Raw genomic sequence first — 21940 nt, forward strand, 5'->3', positions numbered from 1 at the left:
GCCGCACTCGACCCGCACCCGAACTCCAACCGGGGCCCGAATTCAGGCTCGCGGGGCCGCAGTTGACGCCCGGACCATCAGTTCGCCCTGGACCGTCGCCATCCCCCCGGGCGGCACGGGGGCGAGCCCCAGCGCGAGCCGCCCCGCCCGCACCCCCGCCGCATACAGCGGAAGCCGCACCGTCGTCAGCCCCGGCACCGCGTCCGCGCTGAAGGGCAGGTCCCCGAACCCCGCCACCGACACGTCATCGGGCACGGACCGACCCCGGTCCCGCAACGCCGCGCACACCCCCAGCGCCACCGTGTCGTTCGCGGCCACGACCGCCGTCAACCCGGGCTCGCGGCGCAGGAGTTCGACCGCCGCGTCATACCCGGAGCGGCGGTCGTAGGACCCGTGCACGACCAGCCGCCCCGCCTCGATCCCCGCCGCTTCGAGCGCGGCCGTGTGCCCTTCGAGCCGGTGCCGGGTCGTGGTCCGCTCGGGCGGCCCCGCGACGTAGCCGATCCGCCGGTGCCCGAGCGCGACGACGTGTTCCGCGAGCCGCCTCGCGCCTCCCCGGTTGTCGAAGGCGAGCGTCGCGGCCACGCTGTCGCCGGGCAGCGGCGGCCGGCCGCACAGCACGATCCGGGTGCCCGCCTCCGCGAGCCGCGCGAGCTTCGCACCGACGGCGGCCTGGTGCTCGGGGTCCTCGAGCGCCCCGCCCGTCACGATGACGGCCGCCGCCCGCTGGCGCTGAAGCAGCGTCAGATAGGTGAGTTCGCGTTCCGGCGAGCCCCCGGTGTTGCAGATGACGGACAGCTTCTCGCGGCCCCCGCGCTCCCCGCGCTCCTCCCCGATCGCCCCCTGCGCCGCGCCCGCGATGATGCCGAAGAACGGGTCGGCGATGTCGTTGACGAGGATGCCGACCAGATCGGACGTGGCCGCGGCGAGCGAACTCGCGGGCCCGTTCAGGACGTAGTCGAGTTCGTCGACCGCGCGCAGCACCCGCTCCCGGGTCGCCGCGGCCACCGGATAGTTGCCGTTGAGCACGCGCGAGACGGTCGCCGGGGACACCCGGGCCCGGGCCGCCACATCCGCCAGGGTCGCTGTCATCTCTGCCTCCGCACCGATCGGGGCCGTGGTCGAACCGCGGCCGGCCCGGTCGCGCCGCGCCGCCCGCGCCCCGGGCACGCACGCCCGGGCCGAGGTCGGACCACCGCCCGGCCGTTCAAGCTTTCGGCCTCTTGTCCGAGGCGCTGTGCGCAGGCTAGCGTCCCTCCCTGTAGAAAGCGCTTACTATCGTCGCCCGCCTAGCTCCGACCCCCTGGGAGGGACCACATGACGTCACGCAGGACCGTGCGGATCGCCATGAACGGCGTCACCGGACGCATGGGTTACCGCCAGCACCTCGTACGCTCCCTCCTCGCCCTGCGCGACCGGGGCGGCCTCGATCTCGGCGACGGCACCACGCTGTGGCCCGAGCCGGTCCTGGTCGGCCGGCGCGACCACGCGCTCAAGGCGATGGCCGACCGGCACGGCCTGAGCGAGTGGTCCACCGACCTCGACGCGGTCCTCGCCGACCCGGGCATCGACATCTACTTCGACGCCCAGGTGACGTCCGCCCGCGAAGAGGCGATCGGCAAGGCCATCGCGGCGGGCAAGCACATCTACACCGAGAAGCCCACCGCGACGGGCCTCGCGGGCGCGCTGGACCTGGCCCGGCGCGCCCGCGCGGCCGGCGTCAAGCACGGCGTGGTGCAGGACAAGCTGTTCCTGCCGGGCCTGCTCAAGCTGAAGCGCCTGCTGGACGGCGGCTTCTTCGGCCAAGTGCTGTCCGTGCGAGGCGAGTTCGGCTACTGGGTCTTCGAGGGCGACTGGCAGAGCGCGCAGCGTCCGTCCTGGAACTACCGGCGCGAGGACGGCGGCGGCATCGTCGTCGACATGTTCCCGCACTGGGAGTACGTGCTGCACGAGCTGTTCGGCCGGGTCACTTCCGTCACCGCGCAGACCGCCACCCACATCCCCCGGCGCTGGGACGAGCAAGGCGAGCCGTACGCGGCGACCGCCGACGACGCGGCGTACGGGATCTTCCAGCTGGAGGGCGGCGTGATCGCCCAGATCAACTCCTCGTGGGCGGTCCGCGTCCACCGCGACGAGCTCGTGGAGTTCCAGGTGGACGGAACGGAGGGCTCGGCCGTCGCCGGGCTGCGCAACTGCCGCGTGCAACACCGGAGTTCGACGCCGAAGCCGGTGTGGAACCCCGACCTCCCCGCCACCGAGCCCTTCCGCGCGCAGTGGCAGGAGGTGCCGGACAACGTCACGTTCGACAACGGGTTCAAGGCGCAGTGGGAGCTGTTCCTGCGCCACGTCGCGCTGGACGAGCCCTACCACTGGGACCTGCTGGCGGGCGCGCGCGGCGTGCAGCTCGCGGAGCTCGGCCTGCGCTCCTGCGCCGAGGGCCGCCGCCTCGACGTGCCGGAGATCGCGCTGTGAGCCTCCTGCTGCCGGGCCCCTCCGGCACGACCAGGCGCCACGAGCCCCGCGCCGACCCGCTCGCGTTCGCGCCGGGGCCGCCCGCCCGCTCCCGTACGGTCTTCGCGGCCGCGCACGTGGTGGCCGACTCCCGCGCGGACCTCGCGCCCGGCGCGCCCGCCGCCGTCGACTGGGACGCCACGCTCGCCTTCCGCCGCCATCTGTGGTCGCACGGCCTCGGCGTCGCGGAAGCCATGGACACCGCGCAGCGCGGCATGGGCCTCGACTGGCCGACGGCAGCCGAGCTGATCCGCCGAAGCGCGTTGGAGGCGGCGGCGGTTGGCGGACGCATCGCGTGCGGGGTCGGCACCGACCAGCTCGGCACCGTTCAGCTCGGCTCCGGCGGGCTCGGCTCCGGCGGGCTCGCCGAGGTGCGGGCGGCGTACGAGGACCAGCTCGCGCACGTCGAGGGCGCCGGGGCGCAGCCGATCCTGATGGCGTCGCGCGCCCTCGCGGCGGCGGCCCGTGGTGCCGAGGACTACCTCGCGGTGTACGGACACCTGCTGCGCCAGGCCTCCGCGCCGGTGATCCTGCACTGGCTCGGCCCGATGTTCGACCCGGCGCTCGACGGCTACTGGGGCTCGTCCGACCTGGCCGCCGCCACCGACACCTTCCTCGATGTCATCGCCGCCCACCCCGACAAGGTCGACGGCGTCAAGGTGTCCCTTCTGGACGCCCGTCGCGAGGTGGAGCTGAGGCGTCGCCTTCCCGAGGGCGTACGGTGCTACACGGGCGACGACTTCCACTACCCCGAGCTGATCGCGGGCGACGAACATGGCTTCAGCCACGCCCTGTTGGGAGCTTTCGACCCGCTCGGACCGCTGGCGGCCCGGGCGGTACGCCTGCTCGACGAGGGCGACACCGACGCCTTCCGCGCCGCCCTCGACCCGACGCTCGCGCTGGCCCGCCACCTCTTCGAGCCGCCGACCCGCTTCTACAAGACGGGCGTGGTGTTCCTGGCGTGGCTCGCGGGGCACCAGACGCACTTCACGATGGTCGGCGGCCTCCAGTCGGCCCGCTCGTTGCCGCATCTGGCGCGGGCGTACGAGCTGGCGGACGGGCTCGGCCTCTTCCCCGACCCCGGGCGGGCGGAGTCCCGCATGCGGTCCTTCCTCACGGTGTACGGAGTTGCCCAGTGACCATCTCGGCGCGGTTCAGCATCAACCAGATGACGGTGCGGCAGCTCTCGCTGCCGGATCTCGCCGAGGCGTGTGTGCGGCTCGGGGTGCGCGGGGTGGGCCTGTGGCGCGAACCAGTGGCGTCATACGGCCTCGACGCAACGTCAAAACTGCTGCGTGACACCGGACTTGAGGTGACCTCCCTGTGCCGGGGCGGTTTCCTCACGGCGATCGAGCCGGATGCGCGGGCGGCGGCGATCGACGACAACCGGGCCGCCATCGACGAGGCTGCGGCGCTCGGCACGGACACGCTGGTACTGGTGTCGGGCGGGCTCCCGCCCGGATCCAAGGACCTCGTGGGCGCACGCGAGCGGGTCGCCGACGCGCTGTCATCGCTCGCGCCGTACGCGGCGGCGCGGGGGGTGCGGCTGGCCATCGAGCCGCTGCATCCGATGTTCGCGTCGGACCGGTGCGTGGTGTCCACGCTCGGTCAGGCGCTGGGGATCGCGGAGCGGTTTCCGGCGGCGGAGGTGGGGGTGGTGGTCGACACGTACCACGTGTGGTGGGACGAGACGGCGCCGGAGGCGGTGGCCCGGGCGGGCTCGGCGGGGCGCATCCACGCCTTTCAGCTGGCGGACTGGGTCACACCCCTGCCGGCGGGGGTCCTGAACGGGCGGGGACAGTTGGGGGAGGGCGCGGTGGACCTGGCGGGGTGGTGCGGGTTGCTGAAGGAGGCGGGGTACGCGGGCCCGGTGGAGGTGGAGCTCTTCAACGAGACGCTGTGGACGGAAGACGGCGTGACCCTCCTGACCGACACGGCCCACCGCGCGACCCGGCTCCTGCGCCAACCCGGGCCGCTCCCGGGGTCGCGCCCCGGCCCCCGGGAGACGCCCCCCGCCCAGCCCCTCCCCTGAACACCCGCCGCCGGGACCCCAGGGCTTCGCCCCAGACCCCGCTCATGCCTGAACGGCCCTCTTCTCCATTAGTGGCGCGATCGTCGCCATGGCCGAATACGGGCCGCGAGCCAGCGAGAACTCCTGCCTCGGAGACACTGGGGCTGCATGAAGATCGCGCGTTGCGCAACCCAACCTGTCGCGTCACCCTCTTATCGGGTGAGTAACCATCGGGGAAGGTGCCCTGCGTTCTGCGGAACCGCCTTGGAAGTGCGTGCCCTACCACTGCGAGACAACGGCGCCATCAGGAACTGCCGCCCGTGACAGAGGAGATGGTGACTTTGGAACCGTACGGGCCCCCGGACGAACCGGTCTTCCCTCTCGTCCTGGTCGACGACGACCAGTGGCTCGACATTTGCGAAACGGCCCAGGAACTCGACGTGGAGCCCGACTTCCTCGACGACATAGAGGCCGCATTCGACGCGCTGGCGCGCCCCCTGGAGCTGTTCGCCCGGGACATCCGGAAGCGTTGGGGCGGCCAGGACAGCGAGACGGCGGTCCGGGTCTGCGGGCTACCGCTCCCCAACGAGCTCCAAGGACGCATCCGGGACTACTTCGCGCTCTGGACATACGAGGAGGCGCCCGCCTTCGAAGGCGTCCCACAGGAGTACATCGCCGCGGTGAAGAAGCGGTTGGCGACGGCCCAAACCCGGAAGAAGAAGGTTGCACCAGGCAGCTGAACCACGTGGCGCCGCGGAGACCGGCCATCAGTAGCTGAGTTGGGCGGGCGGCGGGTGCGGGGGTGGAGGGACACCGGCACGCGACTCGCGGTGGGGCCGGAAAGCGGGCGCCGGGTGCTGGTGCCCGGTATCAGCCGGTGTTCGTAAATCGGCTGGCGGCCACGTTGGGGGACGCGATGCGCGACCAGCCACCCACACCCCGCACGCATCCCGCAACCGGCCCGGACGGAGGAACCGGGGTTTAGGGGCGCGGGGAACTGCGCAAGCAGCCAGCGCGGGCGGGCGTGACCGGACCGGACCCGCGCGGCACACAGACAAGGACCTCCATGAAGCTCGCCCTCTCCACCCTGGGCCTCCCCGGCACCCCCCTTCCCGCCGTCGCGGATCTGACCGCCCGAGCCGGCTACCACGGCGTGGAACTCCGCACCCACCCCGAAGAACCCGTCCACCCCGCCCTGGACGCCGCGCAGCGCGCATCCGTGGCCCGCACCTTCGAGGCGGCCGGCCTCGACATCCTCGCTCTCGCCACCTACGCCCGGGTCGCGGACCCCGACGACACCACCGATCTCACCCAACTCATCGAGCTGGCAAGCGATCTGGGCGCGCGGTACCTCCGCGTCTTCCCGGGCGGCGCCGGAAAGGACACCCCCGCCGCGGACATCCGGACCGAGGACGACCTCGCCGTACGCCGTCTCGCGGAAGCCGCCCCCCTCGCCCACCGCAACGGCGTCCGCGTCCTCCTGGAAACCCACGACTCCCACCGCACCGGCAGAGCCACCGCCCGTGTCCTGGACCGAGTGGACCACGACGGCGTGGGCGCGCTCTGGGACGTCATGCACACCTGGCTCGGCGGCGAGACCCCGGAGGAGTCCTTCACCCACCTCTCGCCCCACCTCGGCTACACCCAGGTCAAGGACATCGCCTCCGCCGAGGACACCACCCCGCTCCCCCTCGGCGCCGGCGTACTCCCCCTCGCCGCGTGCGTCGCCCATCTCCCGCCGGAGGGCTGGCTGTGCTGGGAGTACGAAAAGCGCTGGTACCCCCTGGCCACCCCCCTCCCCGCCCTCCTCCAGCCAGGCCACGCCTACCTGGCCCGGCTGACCGGGACCGCGTCCACGGGCTGAGCGCGCGGTCGTGGCACGGCAGTCACCCCCGACCGCCGGGGCAGCGACGTCAGGGCGACCCCGCCCACCAGCAGAGCCGCCGCGCACCACCGCGCCCCTGTCACCGGCTCGCCCAGCAGGAGCGCGGCCGACGACATGCCGAAGACCGGCACCAGCAGGCTGAACGGTGCCACCGACGACGCCGGGTAGCGGCGCAGCAGCATTCCCCACGCGGCGAACCCGAACACCGTGCTGATCCACGCCACGTACACCAGCGCCCCCGCCCCGCTCCAGTCGAGCCCGGCCAGCGCGTCCGCGTCGCGCGCCGGGCGCTCGAAGAGGAGGGAGAGGGCGAGCAGCGGGAGTACGGGGACGACGGACACCCACACCATGAAGTTGAGCGCGTCGGGCGGGGCCGCCTTGCGGGTCAGGACGTTCGACACGCCCCAGCACGCCGCCGCGCCCACTGTCAGCGCGAACCCGAGCAGCGGCCCGCTCGTCCCCTCGTCCACCCCCGCCACCGTGATCCCCGCGAGCGCGACCCCCATCCCCAACAGACGTACGCCGACGACGCGTTCGCCCAGGACCACCATCGCCACCACCGTCGTGAACACCGCCTGCACCTGGAGGACCAGCGAGGACAGGCCCGCCGGCATCCCCTGGCTCATCCCGATGAACAGCAGCCCGAACTTCGCCACCCCGAGCACAAGTCCCACCGCCACGATCCACTTCCAGGCGACCTTGGGCCGCCCCACGAAGAACACGGCGGGCAGTGCCGCGACCAGGAAGCGCAGTGCGGAGAAGAGCAGCGGCGGGAAATGGCCGAGCCCCACGTCGATGACGACGAAGTTCACCCCCCAGACGGCGGTGACGAGGACGGCGAGCAGGATGTGTACGGGACGCATGCGTCGAGGATCACCGGCGCCGACCCTTCAGCACCAGCACGGTTTCCTTGATGATGGGATGAAGCAGCTCTTAATTCATCCCGCCCAGACCCATCGTTCAGCCGAGGCCCGTCACCCAGTCCAGCCCCGTTGCCCCGCCCCGTCCCGTCGCCCAAGGGAGGCCCCGTGCTCGATCTCGCCCGGCTGCGCGCGCTGCACGCGGTCCACGTCCACGGTTCGGTGGCCGCCGCTGCCGCCGCGCTCGGCTACACCCCCTCCGCGATCTCCCAGCAGATCACCAAGCTGGAACGCGAAACCCGTACCACCCTGCTCGAACGCAAGGGCCGGGGCATCGCCCTCACCGAGGACGCCCTCCAACTGGCGTCGGCAGCGCAGGAGTTGCTGGCCATCGTCGAGCGTACGGAGACCACGCTCGAAGAGCGGCGCGGACAGCCCACCGGCGTGCTGAGTGTCGGCGCGTTCGCCACCGCCGCGCGCGGACTGCTTCCCACAGCGCTCGCCGCCCTCGCCCGCGAACACCCCACCCTGCAAACGCGGTTGTCCGAAGTCGATCCGCACATTTCCGTCGACCTCGTCGCCAAGGGCCTCATCGACCTGGCCGTCGCCCACGACTGGGACATCGCCCCGCTGCCCGCCCCCGACGGCGTCCAGCACGCGCCCATCGGCGACGACCACTGCGACATCCTGGTCCCGGCCGGCCATCCCCTCGCCGCCCGCCCCGCAATCCGCCGCGCCGACCTCGCCCACGAACCCTGGATCTGCCAGCCGCCGGGCTCGGTCTGTCACGACTGGCTCGTCCGCACCCTGCGCGCCGACGGCCACGAGCCCGATCTGCGTCACCAGGCGGCCGAGTACCACACCCAACTCGCCCTGGTGGCCGCCGGGTTGGGCATCGCGCTCGTGCCGCGTCTGGGCCGGGGCCCGCTCCCCGAAGGCGTCGTCGCCCTGCCCCTCACCCCCGTACCGACCCGCCGCCTGTACGCCCTGTGGCGCACCGGCGCGGCCCGCCGCCCCGCGATCAAGGCAGCGGTCCAGGCGCTGCGCGACGCGTGGGCCGCCGAACCGGATGCGCCCGGCCCGGCGCCCGAGCCGGATGCGTCGCCCCGCCCGGCGCCCGAGCCGGATGCGCCCCGCCCGTCGCCCCGCCCGGCCCACTGACCGCCCGCCCCCGAACGGAACGCCCCCCTCACCCCTCGGACGCCCCCGCCGCACCGGCCTCCGTTTCCTTCGCCCATCGCCTGCTCCACGCGTCCAGCGGACTCAGCGCCTCGACGAGGTCCCGGCCGAGCCGGGTGAGGTGGTAGGCGGCGTCGTCCAGGGTGAGCAGTCCGGCCTCGGTCAGCTCGGTGATCCGGGTGCTCAGCACGCTGGAGGACATCTGCCCGCAGCGCCGCTGCAACTCCCGGAATCCCGCCGGGCTTTGGCTCAGCTCCCACAGCACGCGCATCGCCCAGCGCCGCCCGAGCAGGTCGAGCGCGGCCATGATCGGGCGCCCCGACGCGGACCCCCGTACCGGCACACCGGGCCGAGGAGTTCTGGCTTCCATGTGCGTACTCCTTGCGCTTCGCCTTTCGAAGCATCATAGTGATTCGAAAATCGAAGCAGGAGGCGCCGCCCGCATGTCACGCATCGAACCGCTCCACCCGCCGTACGACCCCGCCGTGGACCAGGCGCTCCGCCGCTGGATGCCACCTGGCGCGCCGTACGAGCCGATCGCACTGTTCCGGGTCCTGCACCGCAACCCCGAACTCGCTTCCCGCATGTTCGCCCTGGGCTCCGGCCTGCTGGGGCACGGACTGCTCCCCGCCGCCGACCGCGAGATCGTCATCGCCCGGGCGACCGCGCGCGCCGGCTGCGGCTACGAATGGGGCGTCCACGCGGCGTCCCTCGCCCGGCAGGCCGGACTCACCCCGAGGCAGCTCAAGGCGACCACCGACCCCGACCCCACGGCGGACGTCACCTGGCTGCCGCGCCATGTGGCCCTGCTCGGCGCGGTCGACGAACTGCACGACACCGCGCGCCTCTCGCAACCCGCGTGGGATGCCCTGCGCGCCCACTACGAGGACGCGCAGCTGCTCGAACTCCTCGTGCTGGCCGGCTGGTACCGGACCATCAGCTACCTGGCCAACGGGCTCGACCTCCCGGCAGAGCCCTGGGGTACGCCGTTCCCGTCCCGGTGACCCCGCTGCGGGTCAGGCGCCCAACGCCTCCCCCTTGACCGCGTCCACGAACGACGTCCAAGCGCCGGTCCCGAACACGACGGCGGGCCCGGACGGATTCTTACTGTCCCGCACGGGCACGCAGGCGGCGCAGGAGTCGCTGAATTCCAGGCACTCCCCGCTGCTACCGCCGCTGTAGGACGACTTACGCCAGGTCGCGTAGGCGTCGTTCACTTCGAGGCAACTGCCTTCGCTCGCGCCGCTGTACGAGGACTTACGCCAGGATGCGTACGCCTCGCTCACTTCGAGGCATTCGCCGCTCTCGCCGCCGCTGTAGCTGGACTTGCGCCAACCGGTCAGCACCGAGGCGTTGGGCACGATCTGCTCACTGCGCTTCATGTTCGTAATCCTCCGCTACAGACCTGATCAGCGCTAGGGACTTCCGGTGCGACAGTGCGTCCCCCAGGGCGTGATCGTAGACTTCCTGGCACTGCCTCACCACGGACGGAAGCTCCCAGACTCGGCCCGTCTTCAACCCTTCGACGTACGCGATGGGCGGGAGGTCTGTGAACCACATGAGCGAGACGAACCCTTCCAGAATGGCGTGGGCGCCCACCGCAAACGGGAGCACGTGCACGCGAATTCGCCGATATTCACCCAGCGTCAAGATGTGCCGTAGCTGCTCGCACATCACGGACGGACCGCCTATAGGTCGTCGCAGCACTGCCTCGTCCAACAGCGTCCACACGACAGGCACGTCGAAGGTTTCGAGGATGCGGGCGCGTTCCAGCCGCGTGACGAGGAGACGATCGCGTTCCGTGTTGCTCTTGGGAGGGTGCCCCGAGCTGAGCACTTCGCGCGCATACGACTCTGTCTGCAAGATGCCCGGAACCAGCTTGGGCGCGTACTCCCGGATGACCGTCGCCTGGCCCTCGAACTCCAGCGCCTCCTCGAAGTGTTCAGCGACCTGACGCCCGTCCAGGGTCGGCAAGAACCGCTCGAAGAACCCATCAGTCTTCAGCACCACGTCGAGGCGGCGCGCGTCCTCGATGTCCGGCCGCCTTCGCCCCGCCTCGATGTGGGCGATGTGCGTGCGGGACATCATGACAAGTCGGCTGAGCTCTTCCTGGGTGAGACCGGCGGCCTCGCGCCGGGCCTTGAGTTCTTCTCCGTACCGGATACGGGATACCGGGTTGTCCTCGATCGCCACGCGGTCAACTCCCTTGCGTGCGGGCCGCGTTGTCACGCTCTGTGCACTGGCCAGCGTACGCAACGTAACCCCACGCTGTGAGCGGAACACCACACACAGTGAGAGGCAGTCGCATGACAGCGCACGGCGTGGGGGCGTACGTCGCCCACACAGGGACCGACGTGTACGGGCCCGGCAAGGTGATCGGCGTGGACGGCGAGTGGCGACGGGTCCGGTTCGTCTATTTCGTCGCCACCATCGCCGTACGCGATCTGCGGACCGCCTCCGCACAGGAGGAAGAGGAGGTGGCCGCGTGGCTGATGGAGAAGGCCGTCCGGCATGGGGGCAGCTGGTAGCCGGTTTCCCGGTGGCGCTGCGGGTGACGCACGACGGGGGCCGGACGTGGCAGCCGTACGTCATGCCCCGCCCGTCCGCGTGGGCCGGGCTCTCACACGGGGTGGAGGATGTGGAGGATCCACCTCCGCGTACTCCGCCGAGGCGCCACGACGCGGCGGGTCGCGTGCGGCCCTGACTGACAGTCACTTTCGGATGGCGGCGCGCCGAACCGCTCGCAGCGGCGCGGGTGTTGGCGGCTCGGGCCGCCCCCGGCGCCGTCTCCCGGTCCCGGGCCGCCGGGCCGACGATCCGCCGGGGTGCTGCATCCCATCGGTCACGGTCTGACGTGCTGACGGGTGCGTTCCCCCACCCCGCCCCTTCCCGGACCCCGACGGGGGCGGGGGCCGGACGATCCGGTCAGGGGCGGAGCGCACTGGTCAGGGACGCAGCGCGGGCTCCTTCGTCAGGGCCGGGGCGTCCAGCTTCGCGTCGAAGGGGGCCGGCTTCGACGCGTTCGCGTTCAGGCCCGCCCAGCGGAGAATGGAGGCCGTGGCCGAGGACTTCTGCGCGGAGGGGAGCAGAGCCACCTTCGAGCCGTGGTTGCCGCCCGGCACGGTGTAGACGTAGGAGTCACGCGCCCCCGCCCCGAGGGAGAACCGCTCGGCGCCCCAGGGGTCGTTCTGCCCGTACACGTACAGCATGTGGTCCGCGTGGTGCTTGACCCACGTGTCGACGTCCCGCATCGCCCACGGCTGGAACCGCATGGGGATGTCGCGCGGCACGAAGTTGCGCGGCGGCTGGTACCCGTACCGGCTGAGCTTGCCCAGCCACGGTTGCTTGATCGTGGGCGAGCCCAGCTGCGTACCGGCCTGGTAGTAGTACGCCGTGTAGGGCGCGAGACCCTGGTCGGTGTAGAAGGAGAACCCGGAGATCGTGTCGATGGAGTCCCAGATCGCCTGGTCGCTCGCGTGCGCCGCGTCCGCCGGGATCGTGGCGCACTCGGCGAGCAGGTGGTACTGCCAAAAGCCCCACACGTAGTCGAGGACGACCGCCTCGTACGCCTTGTCGAGCGAGCCGATGGTCTTGAAGGTGTAGCCGTTGGCCGCCGCGTACGCCTGGTACTTCTGCTCCAGCGGCGCGCGCCGCACCAGCGCCTCGCGCTGGACGCCCGCCAGCTTGTCGCGGCACTCCTTGGTGCCGACCGTCGCGAGGAACCGGTCGTAGGCCGAGTCCTCGTTGTTCACCACGTCGTCGGGCGCGACGTACGCGACGACGCCGTCCATGTCGCGCGGGTAGAACCGCTTGTAGTACGTGGCGGTCATGCCACCCTTGGACGCGCCGGTGGTCAGCCAGTTCTTGGAGTAGATCGGCTTGAGGGCCTTGAAGATGGCGTGCTGGTCGCTGGCCGCCTGCCAGATGTCGTCCTTGGACCAGTCGGCGGGCGTGGGCCGCGACTGGGGGAAGTAGCGGTACTCGACGGAGACCTGGTTGCCGTCGACGAGCTGCGTCGGCTCGGTGCGGCCGGGGTTGGTCGACACGTCGTAGCCGCTGGTGTACATCACCGTCGGGCGGTCGGTGTCCTTGTGCAGCACGGTGATCCGCTGCTTGAACGTGGCCCTGCTGTACGGGTTGTGGTGGTCGACCGGCTGCGTGAAGTTCAGTACGAAGTAGCGGTAGCCGGCGTACGGCTTCTCCTGGATGAGGCTCATCCCGGGTATCGCCAGGATGCGGTCCTTGATGTCCGGCTCGGCGGCGGTGGCCGCCCCTGCCGTGGCCGTGGTCGCGGTCATCGTGCCTATCAGCACGACGAGCGACAGCAGCCATCTGAGCGCCTTGCGCATTCACACTCCCCTGTGGGGCCCCTGTGGGCTCAAAACGTGGCCCCGCGAACCTAACCGGGCCAACACCCGCCCCGCCAGACCTCGTTGACCTCAGGGTTCGGGTGCCCGTCAGCAGACCCAGCCGGTCTGGCCCGAGCTCCCCGATATCGCGCCGGTGGCGCGGACGCAGCGGCTGCCCACGTACACCGTGACCGGACCGGCGCGCTGGGTGTAGAGGCCCGAGTCGCCGGCCGGGGCGCCGCCGCGCGCCTGGATCGTCACCGACATCTGGCGCCGGGCGCCCGCGCTGTCGGCGACGGTCACCGCGCAGGCGTACCCGTTGCCCTTGTACAGGCGCAGCTCCCCCGTGCTGAACCCGACCGTCTTCGCGGGCCGGCCCGCGCAGGCGGCCGCCGCGTCCGCGCTGCCTCCGGGGCCGCACACGACCAGGCCGCCCGCCATGACGAGCACGGCGGCCACGCCCGGGAGAACCCCCCGCCGCCTCTTCCCCGGCCCGCTTCCTGTCCCTCCGAACACGCTTGCACCCTTCCGTCGCTTGCGCGTATGTGGGGTGGGACGCGACGGGTGGCCGGATGGTTCTCCGGGGGTGCGTGCGGTGGGCTCGGCCCGGTTGTGCGGTCGCTCAGATGTGCAGCTCCTGGGGGAAGCCGGTCCAGCGCAGTTCGGCGGGGAGGTGGCCGGTGTCGTTGAAGAGCAGGAGCGACGGGGGGCGGCCGGGGGCGTACCGGATGACGGTCAGGGCGGCGTTGGCGTGGTTGACGCCGGCCCATCGCCAGTTGGGCGCGTCGAAGGCGGCGCGTATGAGCCAGCCGACGAGGAAGTTGTGGGTGACCAGGAGTTCGTGGCGCGGCTCGTCGCCGGGGACGGGGCCGGTGAGATCGGCGAGTGCGGTGGCGGCGAGGCGGGTGCCGTGTTCGCGTTCCTGTTCCGGGAATCGGTCCAGGAACGTCAGGAAGGCGTCGGCCATCTCCTGCGGCAGTTCCTCGCGGGTCGGGGGGTACGGGAGGTAGTCGCCGGCCGCCGCCGCGCGGCGCAGGGGGACGCCTTCGAGCTGGTCGGCGATCAGGCGGGCGGTCTCCTCGGCGCGGGCGAGGGGGCCGTGATGGATCGCGGTGAGCGGGGCGGTGCGCAGGCGTTGCCCGAGCAGGGTGGCCTGCCTGCGGCCGGCGTCGGTGAGGCCGGATTCGTCCGGGGTCGCCTCTGCGTGGCGGGTCACGTAGAGATAGCGGGGGGCGGCGCCGGGGTTCATGGGGTCCCTCCTCCAGAATGGATCAAGCGGGCCCCGCCTGGGACGCGCCCCCGATCCCCCTGGTTCCGCCCCGGCCGGACCGACGTGCGGGTGCGGGCCGAGCGTGGCGCCCGCGCAGTTCCCCGCGCCCCTGAGCATCCGGCGCGGGCCCGCATGCGGGTACCTCGGCTGCGGGCCGTGCGTGGCTGAGCGCGCAGTTCCCCGCGCACCTGGCAGGGCTGGTGCTGGCCCGCATCGGCAACCTCAGCCCGTCATGGGGGTCCCCCCTGGCCCTAAAGGGTCCTTTCAGGATGCTGGGTGCTTGCGGGCGAGGGTCATGCAGTGGGCGAGTTGGAGGAAGGCGTCGTGCATGTCGTCGCGTGTTTCCCAGCGGGTCCGTAGGCGGCGGGGGCCGTGGAGCCAGGCGATGGCGCCACGCCAGCCACCCGCCCAGGCTGGTGGAGAAGCCGAGATTGAACACGGTCGGGTGACGAGAGTGAGCAGCAGGGGCCTGTCCGGTCACGGAACGGATCACGCGACCGAGCGCTGGGGTCCGCATCAACGCCCGCTTAAACTTGGCCAGTTGGCAGCGGTTCGGCGAGAGCGGGCCGGCGTCTGGCCAGGGTGCGAGAGCGGGCCGGCGTGTCCCGCGCGTCCCGCGGGAAAAGGACGTCGAGTCTCACGAGTTTCGCTCACCCCGGCCCCGACCCGCGAGCACGGCCTCACGGTGGGCGCGTTGACAGCGCGGAGCACGGGGAGTTGACTGCCAGGTACAGCGCGAGGCCATGACACTCCGGACCATCCGGACGGCGCGCTCCATCTTGTTTCGCCTGGACCCCGCGAAGAACAGGGCTTACGGCCCTGTGCCGCGGGGAGGCCCTGCCTTTGCGGAGCAGCCGCCTGTCGCCGGAGGCCCGCGAACAGTACGTCGTCGAATAGGCCCGACGGCAAGGGCAGTTCACGGCTGAGGCCCGCGGCCTCTTCGCCGCATTGGGGTCGGCCAGCAGTAGGCCGACGCGGCCGATACCGTTCGCCGCCGCCAACGACTTCGGCCGAACAGGCGCCATCGCCAGCGAACATCAAGCAGAGGGAAGTGGCACGCACATGCTGTATGACTCAGAACGCGCACGGCAGCCCAAGGCCGATACCCCGGATCGCACCACGCGGCGCGCAGCACAGAGGCCCAAAGCCGAACCGGTCCCGGCGCCGCGAGATGGCCCCGCCGGAACCGCCAACGCCGGCCGCACCCAGGTGACAGAACACCGGCTCCTCTCAGTGGAGGAACGGGAAAGGCTGGCCGCCCGCCTCTAGCAGGCCGTCAATGACTTCGCGAACAGCCCGCGCCACGCCGTGGAGGAAGCCGACAGCGCCCTCGCCGAAATGGTGACTTACCTGACGAACGCCCTCGCCGCACGCCAGAGCGCCCTCCGCGCGAATTGGCAGGGCCAGGGCACCCGAGCCGAGACCGATGAATTGCGCGTCGCCCTGGAGCAGTACTGGGAGACCGCGAACCGAGTGCTGGCCATCTGAAGAATCCGGCCCACGACCCACGCGAGATGCTGCGGACCATCGAGCCGCGGCAGAGGGCGGCCGCCCTCCAGGTCTCCCAGCGGTTCGGCGACGAGCCGGTCATCGGGCCTATGAACGAGCCCGGAGCGTGGGAATCGCCCCGCGCGGCCGAGGGCCTGGGCGGCTCCACGCTTGCCAATGCCGACCGCGTTCGCTGGGGCGCGGCTGAGTCGGTACCGGCGGGCCGCCACGACCAGGGGGGCAGGCCTCGCTGTGGAGCGAAGCCCCAGTCCCCGGCTGCAACCGCATGTTCCGCTCCGGGAGGTGGCCGATGTGTCAAAGCGTGAACCGGACTGGCCGTGCCCCATCACGGTGAACACCGCGGCACCGTCTCGTGGTCCGGCGCCGCAAGGCATCCTCGCTGCCGCCGCTCTGGCGGAGGACGAGGTGCTGGCTCGGCTGGCCTCCAGCCGCCAAGGGCTCTCGGCTGCGGTGGCCGCCGACAGACTGGTGCGATGGGGGCCCAACGCGGTGGCCTCACACAGAGCCAGGGCTCTGCCCGTGCTGTGGCGGCAGTTGCGTTCGCCCCTGCTTGCGCTGCTGCTGGCGGCCGCGGCGGTCTCATACGCGGTCGGCGAGCGCAGTGACGCTGTGATCATCGGCGTGATCGTGGCGCTGTCCGTGGGGCTCGGCTTCGTGAATGAGTACCGTGCGGAGAAGGCGGCCGAGTCGCTGCACGGCCAGATCCGTCACCAGGCCGTGGTCCTGCGGGACGGGGACGCGACGGCGGTGGACGTCACTGCCCTGGTGCCCGGAGATGTCGTCCAACTCCGGCTGGGCGACATCGTTCCGGCCGACGTCCGCCTCCTTGAGGTGTCCGCCCTGGAGTGCGGGGAGTCGGTACTGACCGGCGAGTCACTGCCGGTGCTCAAGGACAAGGCTCCCGTCGCCGCCGGCACTGCGCTGGCCGACCTGTCCAGCTGCGCCCTGATGGGAACGGTCGTGCACGCCGGCAGCGCCCGGGGGGTGGTGGTCGCCACCGGAGCCGCCGCGGAGTTCGGAAGGATCGCAGCCGGGCTGAGCGGACACCAGCTGGAGACCGAGTTCCAGCGGGGACTACGGCGATTCTCCATGCTGCTGGTGTACGTGGCTGGTTCGCTGACCGCGTCGATCTTCGTGATCAACGTGGTGCTGCACAAACCGCTCATCGACGCGCTGCTGTTCTCCCTCGCCATCGCGGTCGGAATCACCCCGCAGCTGCTGCCCGCGGTGGTGTCCACCAGTCTGGCGGCTGGATCGCGCCGCATGAGCCAACAGAAGGTCCTGGTCAAACGGCTGGTCTGCATCGAGGACTTGGGCGATGTCGACGTACTGTTCACGGACAAGACCGGCACCCTGACCCAGGGCCGCGTCGAGTTCACGCGGGCGCTGCCCGCCGGTGGCCAGAGCCCCGAGCAAGTACTGCGATGGGGCCTGCTGTGCACGGAGGCGGACGCCGGGGCCGTCGGCGCCGGCAGCCGAGCGGTGGGCGGCAATCCGCTGGACGCGGCATTGTGGGCCACTCCGGCCGCCCGCTCACAGCAGGCGGCCCTGGCGGCGTACCAGCGGCTCGGGGCCCTGCCGTTCGACCATGAGCGGCGCATGATCTCCACCCTCGTGCGCGGCCGCACCGGAGGGGCGGTCCTGGTCACCAAGGGCGCCCCTGAATCCGTTCTGGAACGCTGCGCCGACGTGCCCGGCGCGGCGCGCGCGATGCTGGACGCGGAGTTCGCCGCGGGCAACCGGGTGGTCGCCGTGGCCACCCGCCCCGCCCAGGACCTCACCCAACCCACCGCCGGCGACGAACATGATCTGGAGCTTGCCGGACTGCTGGTCTTCCTCGATCCGCCGAAACCCGATGCCGCCGCGGCACTGCTGCGCCTTGCCGCACTCGGTATCACCGTCAAAATCGTCACCGGTGACAACCCGGCCGTCGCCGTCAAGGTCTGCCAGGAGCTCGCTCTCGAACTCACCGGCACCGGCACGCTGACCGGAACCGACCTCGACGCCATGAACGACACCGAGCTCGTCGAGGCGATCGCGCGCACCACCGTGTTCGCCCGGGTCAGCCCGGAACACAAGGCCCGCATCGTCCGGGCCCAGCGCACCACCGGCCACGATGTGGCCTTCCTCGGCGACGGCGTCAACGACGCGCTCGCTCTGCACGCCGCCGACGTCGGCATCTCCGTCGACTCCGCCACGGACGTTGCCAAGGACGCGGCCGATGTCATCCTGCTGGAGAAGGACCTGGACGTTCTCGCCGACGGCGTCGTGGGCGGCCGACGGATCTTCGCCAACACCATCAAGTACGTTCTGATGGGGACGTCCAGCAACTTCGGCAACATGTTCAGCGCCGCCGGCGCCTCGCTGTTTTTGAGCTTCCTGCCCATGCTGCCCTCCCAGATTCTGCTCAACAACCTCCTGTACGACACCAGTCAGCTCGCCATCCCCACCGACCACGTCGACGAGGCACAGCTGCGCCGTCCCTCGCACTGGGACATCGCCTTCATCCGCCGCTTCATGCTCTGCTTCGGGCCCGTCAGCTCGCTGTTCGACTTCGCGACCTTCGGCGCCATGCTGTGGATCTTCCACTCCGGGGCTACCCAGTTCCGTACCGGCTGGTTCGTGGAGTCCCTCGCCACCCAGACCTTGGTGATCTTCGCGATCCGCACCAGGCGCATCCCGTTCTGGCGCAGCCGCCCCAGCCTGCCGTTGGCCCTGGCCGCCTGCGGGGTGGTTGCTGTCGGAGCCCTGCTCCCCTCCACCCCGCTGGCTCACACGCTCGGTTTCCAGCCGCTGCCTCCAGGCTTCTTCGCCGCGCTGGCCGCCATGGTCGTCGGCTATCTCGCCCTGATCGAGCTGGGCAAGCGGCTCTTCTACCGGCCCCGCCCCACACCGGACGCCGCCCCGCGCCCTCACAGAAACCACCGCCTCCTGCGGCGCCGGGCCGCCCGGTTCAGCACCGCTCGACCACTTCACGCGGTCACAGATGGAGGAACAAAGCATGTCTGACAGCCATCAGAAATCAGCCAACTACCTTGACGAAACGGAGCTGTTGGCGCTCGACGCACACTGGCGCGCAGCTAACTACCTGACCGTCGGCCAAATCTACCTGATGGCAAACCCGCTGCTCAACGAGCCGCTCCGCCCGGAGCACATCAAGCCGAGGCTGCTGGGTCACTGGGGTACTTCACCCGGTCTCAACCTCGTTCACACCCATCTCAACCGCGTGATCAAGAGCCGCGGAATGGATGCCCTCTGCGTCTGGGGACCCGGCCATGGCGGTCCGGCCGTCCTCGCCAACTCATGGCTGGAGGGCAGCTATTCGAAGACGTACCCGGACGTCAGCCGCGACGCGGAGGGCATGGCACTGCTCTTCCGCCAGTTCTCCTTCCCGGGCGGGGTGCCCAGCCATGTCGCCCCGGAGACCCCCGGCTCGATCCACGAGGGCGGTGAGCTCGGCTACTCGCTCTCCCACGCCTACGGCGCCGCGCTCGACAATCCGGAGCTGCTGGTCGCTTGCGTGGTCGGTGACGGGGAGGCCGAGACCGGACCGCTGGCCGCCTCCTGGCACTCCAACAAGTTCCTCGACCCGGTCCACGACGGCGCCGTCCTGCCGATCCTGCACCTCAACGGCTACAAGATCGCCAACCCGTCGATACTCGCCCGGCTTCCGTCGTACGAACTCGACGATCTGCTGCGCGGGTTGGGTCATGACCCGCTCCACGTCGAGGGCGACGACCCTCTCCACGTCCACAGTGCCATGGCACACGCCATGGACACCGCGCTCGACCGTATCGGCGCCATCCAGCACGGAGCCCGCCACGAGGGGGTCACCGAACGCCACCGCTGGCCGCTGATCGTTCTTCGTACGCCCAAGGGCTGGACCGGCCCGGCCGAGGTCGACGGCCTGCCCGTGGAGGGCACGTGGCGCGCCCATCAAGTCCCTCTTGCCGCCGTCCGTGAAAACCCGGACCACCGACGGCAGTTGGAACAATGGCTGCGCTCCTACCGGCCGGGTGAGTTGTTCGACGACCAGGGCCGCCCCCACGCGCGGGTCCTGGAGTGCGTACCTGACGGGGCGCACCGCCTCGGCGCGAGCGCGCACACCAACGGCGGTCTGCTGGTGCGCGACCTCCCGGTGCCGTCCCTCGAGGGGTACGCCGTCCCGGTCGACAAGCGCGGCACGACGCTGCACGAACCGACCCGGGTCCTGGGAGGTCTGCTGGAAACGGTCATGGTGCGCACGGCAGGGCGCCGCGACTTCCGCCTGTTCGGCCCCGACGAGACCGCCTCCAACCGCCTCCAGGCCGTGTATCGGGCCACCGGAAAGGCATGGCAGGAACAGATGCTGGAGGTGGACGAGAACCTGGACCGGCACGGCCGCGTGATGGAGATCCTGTCCGAACACACCTGCCAAGGCTGGCTGGAGGGTTATCTCCTCACCGGCCGGCACGGGATGTTCTCCTGCTACGAAGCCTTCGTCCACATCGTGGACTCGATGGTCAACCAGCACATCAAATGGCTGCGCACCTCACGCCGGATTCCGTGGCGCCGGCCCATCGCCTCCCTCAACTACCTGCTCACCTCGCACGTGTGGCGACAGGACAACAACGGCTTCTCGCACCAGGACCCCGGCTTCATCGACCACGTACTCAACAAGTCCCCCGAGGTCGTGCGGGTCTATCTCCCCCCGGACACCAACACCCTTCTCGCGGTGGCGGACCACGTGCTGCGCTCCCGTGACCACGTCAACGTGGTCGTCGCGGGCAAGCAGCCCTGCTTCGACTGGCTGACGCTCGACGAGGCGCGCGGGCACTGCGCGCGTGGCGCCGGGATCTGGGGCTGGGCCGGCACCGAGAGCGGCAACGAACCCGATGCCGTACTCGCCTGCGCGGGCGACGTGCCGACCCTGGAGGTGCTGGCCGCCGCGCAGCTGCTCCGTCATCACCTACCGGATCTCGCCCTACGTGTCGTCAACGTGGTGGACCTGGCCCGTCTGCTCCCGGCCCAGGAGCATCCACACGGCATGGCAGACGCGGAGTTCGATGCCCTGTTCACCGCCGACAAACCGGTCGTCTTCGCCTACCACGGCTACCCGTGGCTGATCCACCGTCTCGCCTACCGCCGCACCGGGCACGCACACTTCCACGTCCGTGGCTACAAGGAGGAAGGTTCCACCACCACACCCTTCGACATGGTCGTCCGCAACGACCTCGATCGGTACCGCCTGGCCATGGATGTCATCGACCGCGTTCCGGGCCTGGGAGCACGCGCCGGGACCGTACGACAGGAACTGGCGGACATCCGGCTGCGGCACCACGGCTGGATCCACGAACACGGCACCGATCTGCCCGAAGTCGCCGAATGGTCGTGGAACTGAGCACCAGAAACGATCGTCGCGACTCGGATTGGAGACAGGGCCCGCACCGGACCTGTTGGCTCAGTGGGAGAGAGGCGGGCCCGGAGATCTGGGTGCGCCCGAAGGCTCACTCTGCTGCGGGAAATAGGCGCCGGTGGGCGTGGCTGCTCTTCGAGACCGGCGCCGCATCGGTCCGCTTGGTCTGGATCGGGTACGAACTTCCTGGCCGTATGCGCATCAAGCCTTGCCGGGCGGGCCATGCGCCGGGTGCGCGTCTGCTGTGCAGTCGTCGCGTCGGTCTACGCCCGTTTGTACTGGTGAGCGAGCGGGTGGCCCGGATGCGCTCCGGAATGGGTAGCGGGGCTGTGTGGTCCGACAGAGCACCGCGGCGTGGAAGCGCGTCGTTGAGATCGCGAGTGACGCCGGCCGGACCCTCGCCCAGTGCCGGGTGTTCCAGCGCGTCGCCCCGGACGGTTCGCGCCTCACGGACCTTGCTGACCAGGCCCAAATGAGCAAACAGAGCGCCGGCGTACTGGTCGATCAGCTGGAACGCCTGGGCTATGTCCGCCGGGTCCCCGACCCGACGGACGGCCGTGCCCGGTTGATCGTGATCGAGGAACGCGGCAGGCGGGCGGTCGAGGTGGCCTCGGCGACACTCGACGAGATCCTTTCGGAGTGGAAGGCCTACCTGGGCACCCGCAATTTCGCGTTGTTGCACCAGATCCTGGATCAACTTCGCGAGATCACCGACCCCTACGCGAGGTAGACCCGGACGCGCCGAGCCGTCCGCCTCGATTCTCGATCACGCCGAGCCGCCAGGGACGCCGACAGGCTTCGGCTCACTCCTTGATGTGGTCAGCCTAGTTGCCCTATTCGTCAGATGTGCTGACGATGGGCCGCGCGACTGCCACGTAACGCGATCTTTCAAACGCCTACTCCAACTACGTCACCGGAGGGGCGAAAGCGTGACCCACGAGCGAGCTTCTGACGCAGGGGGTCTTGCGAAG

The 21940-nt window shown here is 70.8% G+C and carries 20 protein-coding genes and 1 pseudogene; 12 read left to right on the forward strand and 9 right to left on the reverse strand.

All coding sequences use genetic code 11. The features are described 5' to 3' along the window. Positions 1-42: 42 nt before the first annotated feature. Positions 43-1092, reverse strand: coding sequence for a LacI family DNA-binding transcriptional regulator (locus ABR738_RS14960; protein ID WP_350230471.1), 1050 nt, complete (start codon positions 1090-1092; stop codon positions 43-45). A 225-nt stretch (positions 1093-1317) separates the two neighbouring features. Here ABR738_RS14960 and ABR738_RS14965 point away from each other — a divergent pair, with 225 nt between their 5' ends. From ABR738_RS14965 to ABR738_RS14985, 5 genes are all read left to right on the forward strand, one after another. Beyond that, positions 1318-2472: a Gfo/Idh/MocA family protein gene (locus ABR738_RS14965; RefSeq protein WP_350230472.1), complete on the forward strand. Its 1155-nt coding sequence runs from the start codon at positions 1318-1320 to the stop codon at positions 2470-2472. Beyond that, positions 2469-3650: a dihydrodipicolinate synthase family protein gene (locus tag ABR738_RS14970; RefSeq protein WP_350230473.1), complete on the forward strand. Its 1182-nt coding sequence runs from the start codon at positions 2469-2471 to the stop codon at positions 3648-3650. Before ABR738_RS14965 ends, ABR738_RS14970 begins: the two co-directional genes overlap by 4 nt. A 29-nt stretch (positions 3651-3679) precedes the next feature. After that, positions 3680-4543, forward strand: coding sequence for a sugar phosphate isomerase/epimerase family protein (locus ABR738_RS14975; RefSeq protein ID WP_350234580.1), 864 nt, complete (start codon positions 3680-3682; stop codon positions 4541-4543). A 299-nt stretch (positions 4544-4842) separates the two neighbouring features. Next, the gene (locus ABR738_RS14980; protein ID WP_350230474.1) at positions 4843-5262 is read left to right on the forward strand and encodes a sporulation inhibitor A family protein; all 420 of its coding nucleotides are present in this window, start codon (positions 4843-4845) and stop codon (positions 5260-5262) included. Positions 5263-5588: 326 nt separating this feature from the next. Continuing rightward, positions 5589-6386, forward strand: coding sequence for a sugar phosphate isomerase/epimerase family protein (locus ABR738_RS14985; protein ID WP_350230475.1), 798 nt, complete (start codon positions 5589-5591; stop codon positions 6384-6386). Here the strand turns inward: ABR738_RS14985 and ABR738_RS14990 are convergent. Then, on the reverse strand, positions 6347-7270 hold the full coding sequence (locus ABR738_RS14990) for an EamA family transporter (protein WP_350230476.1): 924 nt from the start codon (positions 7268-7270) through the stop codon (positions 6347-6349). The two genes, ABR738_RS14985 and ABR738_RS14990, sit on opposite strands and share 40 nt — an antisense overlap. A gap of 165 nt (positions 7271-7435) precedes the next feature. Here ABR738_RS14990 and ABR738_RS14995 point away from each other — a divergent pair, with 165 nt between their 5' ends. Further along, on the forward strand, positions 7436-8428 hold the full coding sequence (locus ABR738_RS14995; RefSeq protein WP_350230477.1) for a LysR family transcriptional regulator: 993 nt from the start codon (positions 7436-7438) through the stop codon (positions 8426-8428). Between the two features lie 28 nt (positions 8429-8456). Here the strand turns inward: ABR738_RS14995 and ABR738_RS15000 are convergent, their stop codons facing one another. Beyond that, on the reverse strand, positions 8457-8816 hold the full coding sequence (locus ABR738_RS15000; protein WP_350230478.1) for a winged helix-turn-helix transcriptional regulator: 360 nt from the start codon (positions 8814-8816) through the stop codon (positions 8457-8459). A 73-nt stretch (positions 8817-8889) separates the two neighbouring features. Here ABR738_RS15000 and ABR738_RS15005 point away from each other — a divergent pair, with 73 nt between their 5' ends. Continuing rightward, positions 8890-9450 carry a carboxymuconolactone decarboxylase family protein gene (locus ABR738_RS15005; protein ID WP_350230479.1) on the forward strand — a complete coding sequence of 187 codons (561 nt, stop codon included), beginning with the start codon at positions 8890-8892 and terminating at the stop codon, positions 9448-9450. A gap of 12 nt (positions 9451-9462) precedes the next feature. Here the strand turns inward: ABR738_RS15005 and ABR738_RS15010 are convergent, their stop codons facing one another. Together ABR738_RS15010 and ABR738_RS15015 are read right to left on the reverse strand one after the other, a co-directional pair. After that, positions 9463-9828: a DUF397 domain-containing protein gene (locus tag ABR738_RS15010; RefSeq protein ID WP_350230480.1), complete on the reverse strand. Its 366-nt coding sequence runs from the start codon at positions 9826-9828 to the stop codon at positions 9463-9465. Further along, a complete protein-coding gene (locus ABR738_RS15015) occupies positions 9815-10639 on the reverse strand; it encodes a helix-turn-helix domain-containing protein (protein WP_350230481.1) in 825 nt (274 codons plus the stop codon). Before ABR738_RS15015 ends, ABR738_RS15010 begins: the two co-directional genes overlap by 14 nt. A 113-nt stretch (positions 10640-10752) precedes the next feature. Here ABR738_RS15015 and ABR738_RS15020 point away from each other — a divergent pair, with 113 nt between their 5' ends. Beyond that, the gene (locus ABR738_RS15020; RefSeq protein WP_350230482.1) at positions 10753-10974 is read left to right on the forward strand and encodes a hypothetical protein; all 222 of its coding nucleotides are present in this window, start codon (positions 10753-10755) and stop codon (positions 10972-10974) included. Between the two features lie 417 nt (positions 10975-11391). Here the strand turns inward: ABR738_RS15020 and ABR738_RS15025 are convergent, their stop codons facing one another. The 4 genes and pseudogenes from ABR738_RS15025 to ABR738_RS15040 form a co-directional block, all read right to left on the reverse strand. Beyond that, complete coding sequence (locus tag ABR738_RS15025) at positions 11392-12795, reverse strand: S28 family serine protease (protein ID WP_350230483.1); 1404 nt, start codon at positions 12793-12795, stop codon at positions 11392-11394. Between the two features lie 108 nt (positions 12796-12903). After that, entirely contained in the window at positions 12904-13254 is a 351-nt protein-coding gene (locus ABR738_RS15030) for a hypothetical protein (RefSeq protein WP_350230484.1), read from the reverse strand. Positions 13255-13417: 163 nt separating this feature from the next. Beyond that, positions 13418-14044, reverse strand: a complete 627-nt coding sequence (locus ABR738_RS15035) for a histidine phosphatase family protein (protein ID WP_350230485.1) — start codon at positions 14042-14044, stop codon at positions 13418-13420. Positions 14045-14329: 285 nt separating this feature from the next. Further along, a pseudogene (locus ABR738_RS15040) lies at positions 14330-14455 on the reverse strand (IS5/IS1182 family transposase); the annotation flags it as partial. Between the two features lie 948 nt (positions 14456-15403). On the opposite strand from ABR738_RS15040, the gene ABR738_RS15045 reads away from it, so the two are divergent. The 4 genes from ABR738_RS15045 (at position 15404) to ABR738_RS15060 (ending at position 21699) form a co-directional block, all read left to right on the forward strand. Then, positions 15404-15553 carry a hypothetical protein gene (locus ABR738_RS15045; RefSeq protein WP_350230486.1) on the forward strand — a complete coding sequence of 50 codons (150 nt, stop codon included), beginning with the start codon at positions 15404-15406 and terminating at the stop codon, positions 15551-15553. Positions 15554-15904: 351 nt separating this feature from the next. Beyond that, positions 15905-18583, forward strand: a complete 2679-nt coding sequence (gene mgtA / locus ABR738_RS15050; protein ID WP_350234581.1) for a magnesium-translocating P-type ATPase — start codon at positions 15905-15907, stop codon at positions 18581-18583. Further along, positions 18576-20954: a phosphoketolase family protein gene (locus ABR738_RS15055; RefSeq protein ID WP_350230487.1), complete on the forward strand. Its 2379-nt coding sequence runs from the start codon at positions 18576-18578 to the stop codon at positions 20952-20954. The genes mgtA and ABR738_RS15055 overlap by 8 nt, the downstream gene beginning before the upstream one ends. Positions 20955-21300: 346 nt before the next feature. Further along, a complete protein-coding gene (locus tag ABR738_RS15060; protein WP_350230488.1) occupies positions 21301-21699 on the forward strand; it encodes a MarR family winged helix-turn-helix transcriptional regulator in 399 nt (132 codons plus the stop codon). Positions 21700-21940 lie beyond the last annotated feature (241 nt).

It is taken from the genome of Streptomyces sp. Edi4 (assembly GCF_040253615.1).
Taxonomy (GTDB): Bacteria; Actinomycetota; Actinomycetes; order Streptomycetales; family Streptomycetaceae; genus Streptomyces.

Excerpts from the sequence above, each read along its gene's own strand:
- ABR738_RS14960 (WP_350230471.1), bottom strand. The coding sequence starts at position 1,092 with ATGACAGCGACCCTGGCGGATGTGGCGGCCCGGGCCCGGGTGTCCCCG.
- ABR738_RS14965 (WP_350230472.1), top strand. The coding sequence starts at position 1,318 with ATGACGTCACGCAGGACCGTGCGGATCGCCATGAACGGCGTCACCGGA.
- ABR738_RS14975 (WP_350234580.1), top strand. The coding sequence starts at position 3,680 with ATGACGGTGCGGCAGCTCTCGCTGCCGGATCTCGCCGAGGCGTGTGTG.
- ABR738_RS14985 (WP_350230475.1), top strand. The coding sequence starts at position 5,589 with ATGAAGCTCGCCCTCTCCACCCTGGGCCTCCCCGGCACCCCCCTTCCC.
- ABR738_RS14990 (WP_350230476.1), bottom strand. The coding sequence starts at position 7,270 with ATGCGTCCCGTACACATCCTGCTCGCCGTCCTCGTCACCGCCGTCTGG.
- ABR738_RS15000 (WP_350230478.1), bottom strand. The coding sequence starts at position 8,816 with ATGGAAGCCAGAACTCCTCGGCCCGGTGTGCCGGTACGGGGGTCCGCG.
- ABR738_RS15005 (WP_350230479.1), top strand. The coding sequence starts at position 8,890 with ATGTCACGCATCGAACCGCTCCACCCGCCGTACGACCCCGCCGTGGAC.
- ABR738_RS15010 (WP_350230480.1), bottom strand. The coding sequence starts at position 9,828 with ATGAAGCGCAGTGAGCAGATCGTGCCCAACGCCTCGGTGCTGACCGGT.
- ABR738_RS15020 (WP_350230482.1), top strand. The coding sequence starts at position 10,753 with ATGACAGCGCACGGCGTGGGGGCGTACGTCGCCCACACAGGGACCGAC.
- ABR738_RS15025 (WP_350230483.1), bottom strand. The coding sequence starts at position 12,795 with ATGCGCAAGGCGCTCAGATGGCTGCTGTCGCTCGTCGTGCTGATAGGC.
- ABR738_RS15035 (WP_350230485.1), bottom strand. The coding sequence starts at position 14,044 with ATGAACCCCGGCGCCGCCCCCCGCTATCTCTACGTGACCCGCCACGCA.
- ABR738_RS15045 (WP_350230486.1), top strand. The coding sequence starts at position 15,404 with ATGGTGACTTACCTGACGAACGCCCTCGCCGCACGCCAGAGCGCCCTC.
- ABR738_RS15055 (WP_350230487.1), top strand. The coding sequence starts at position 18,576 with ATGTCTGACAGCCATCAGAAATCAGCCAACTACCTTGACGAAACGGAG.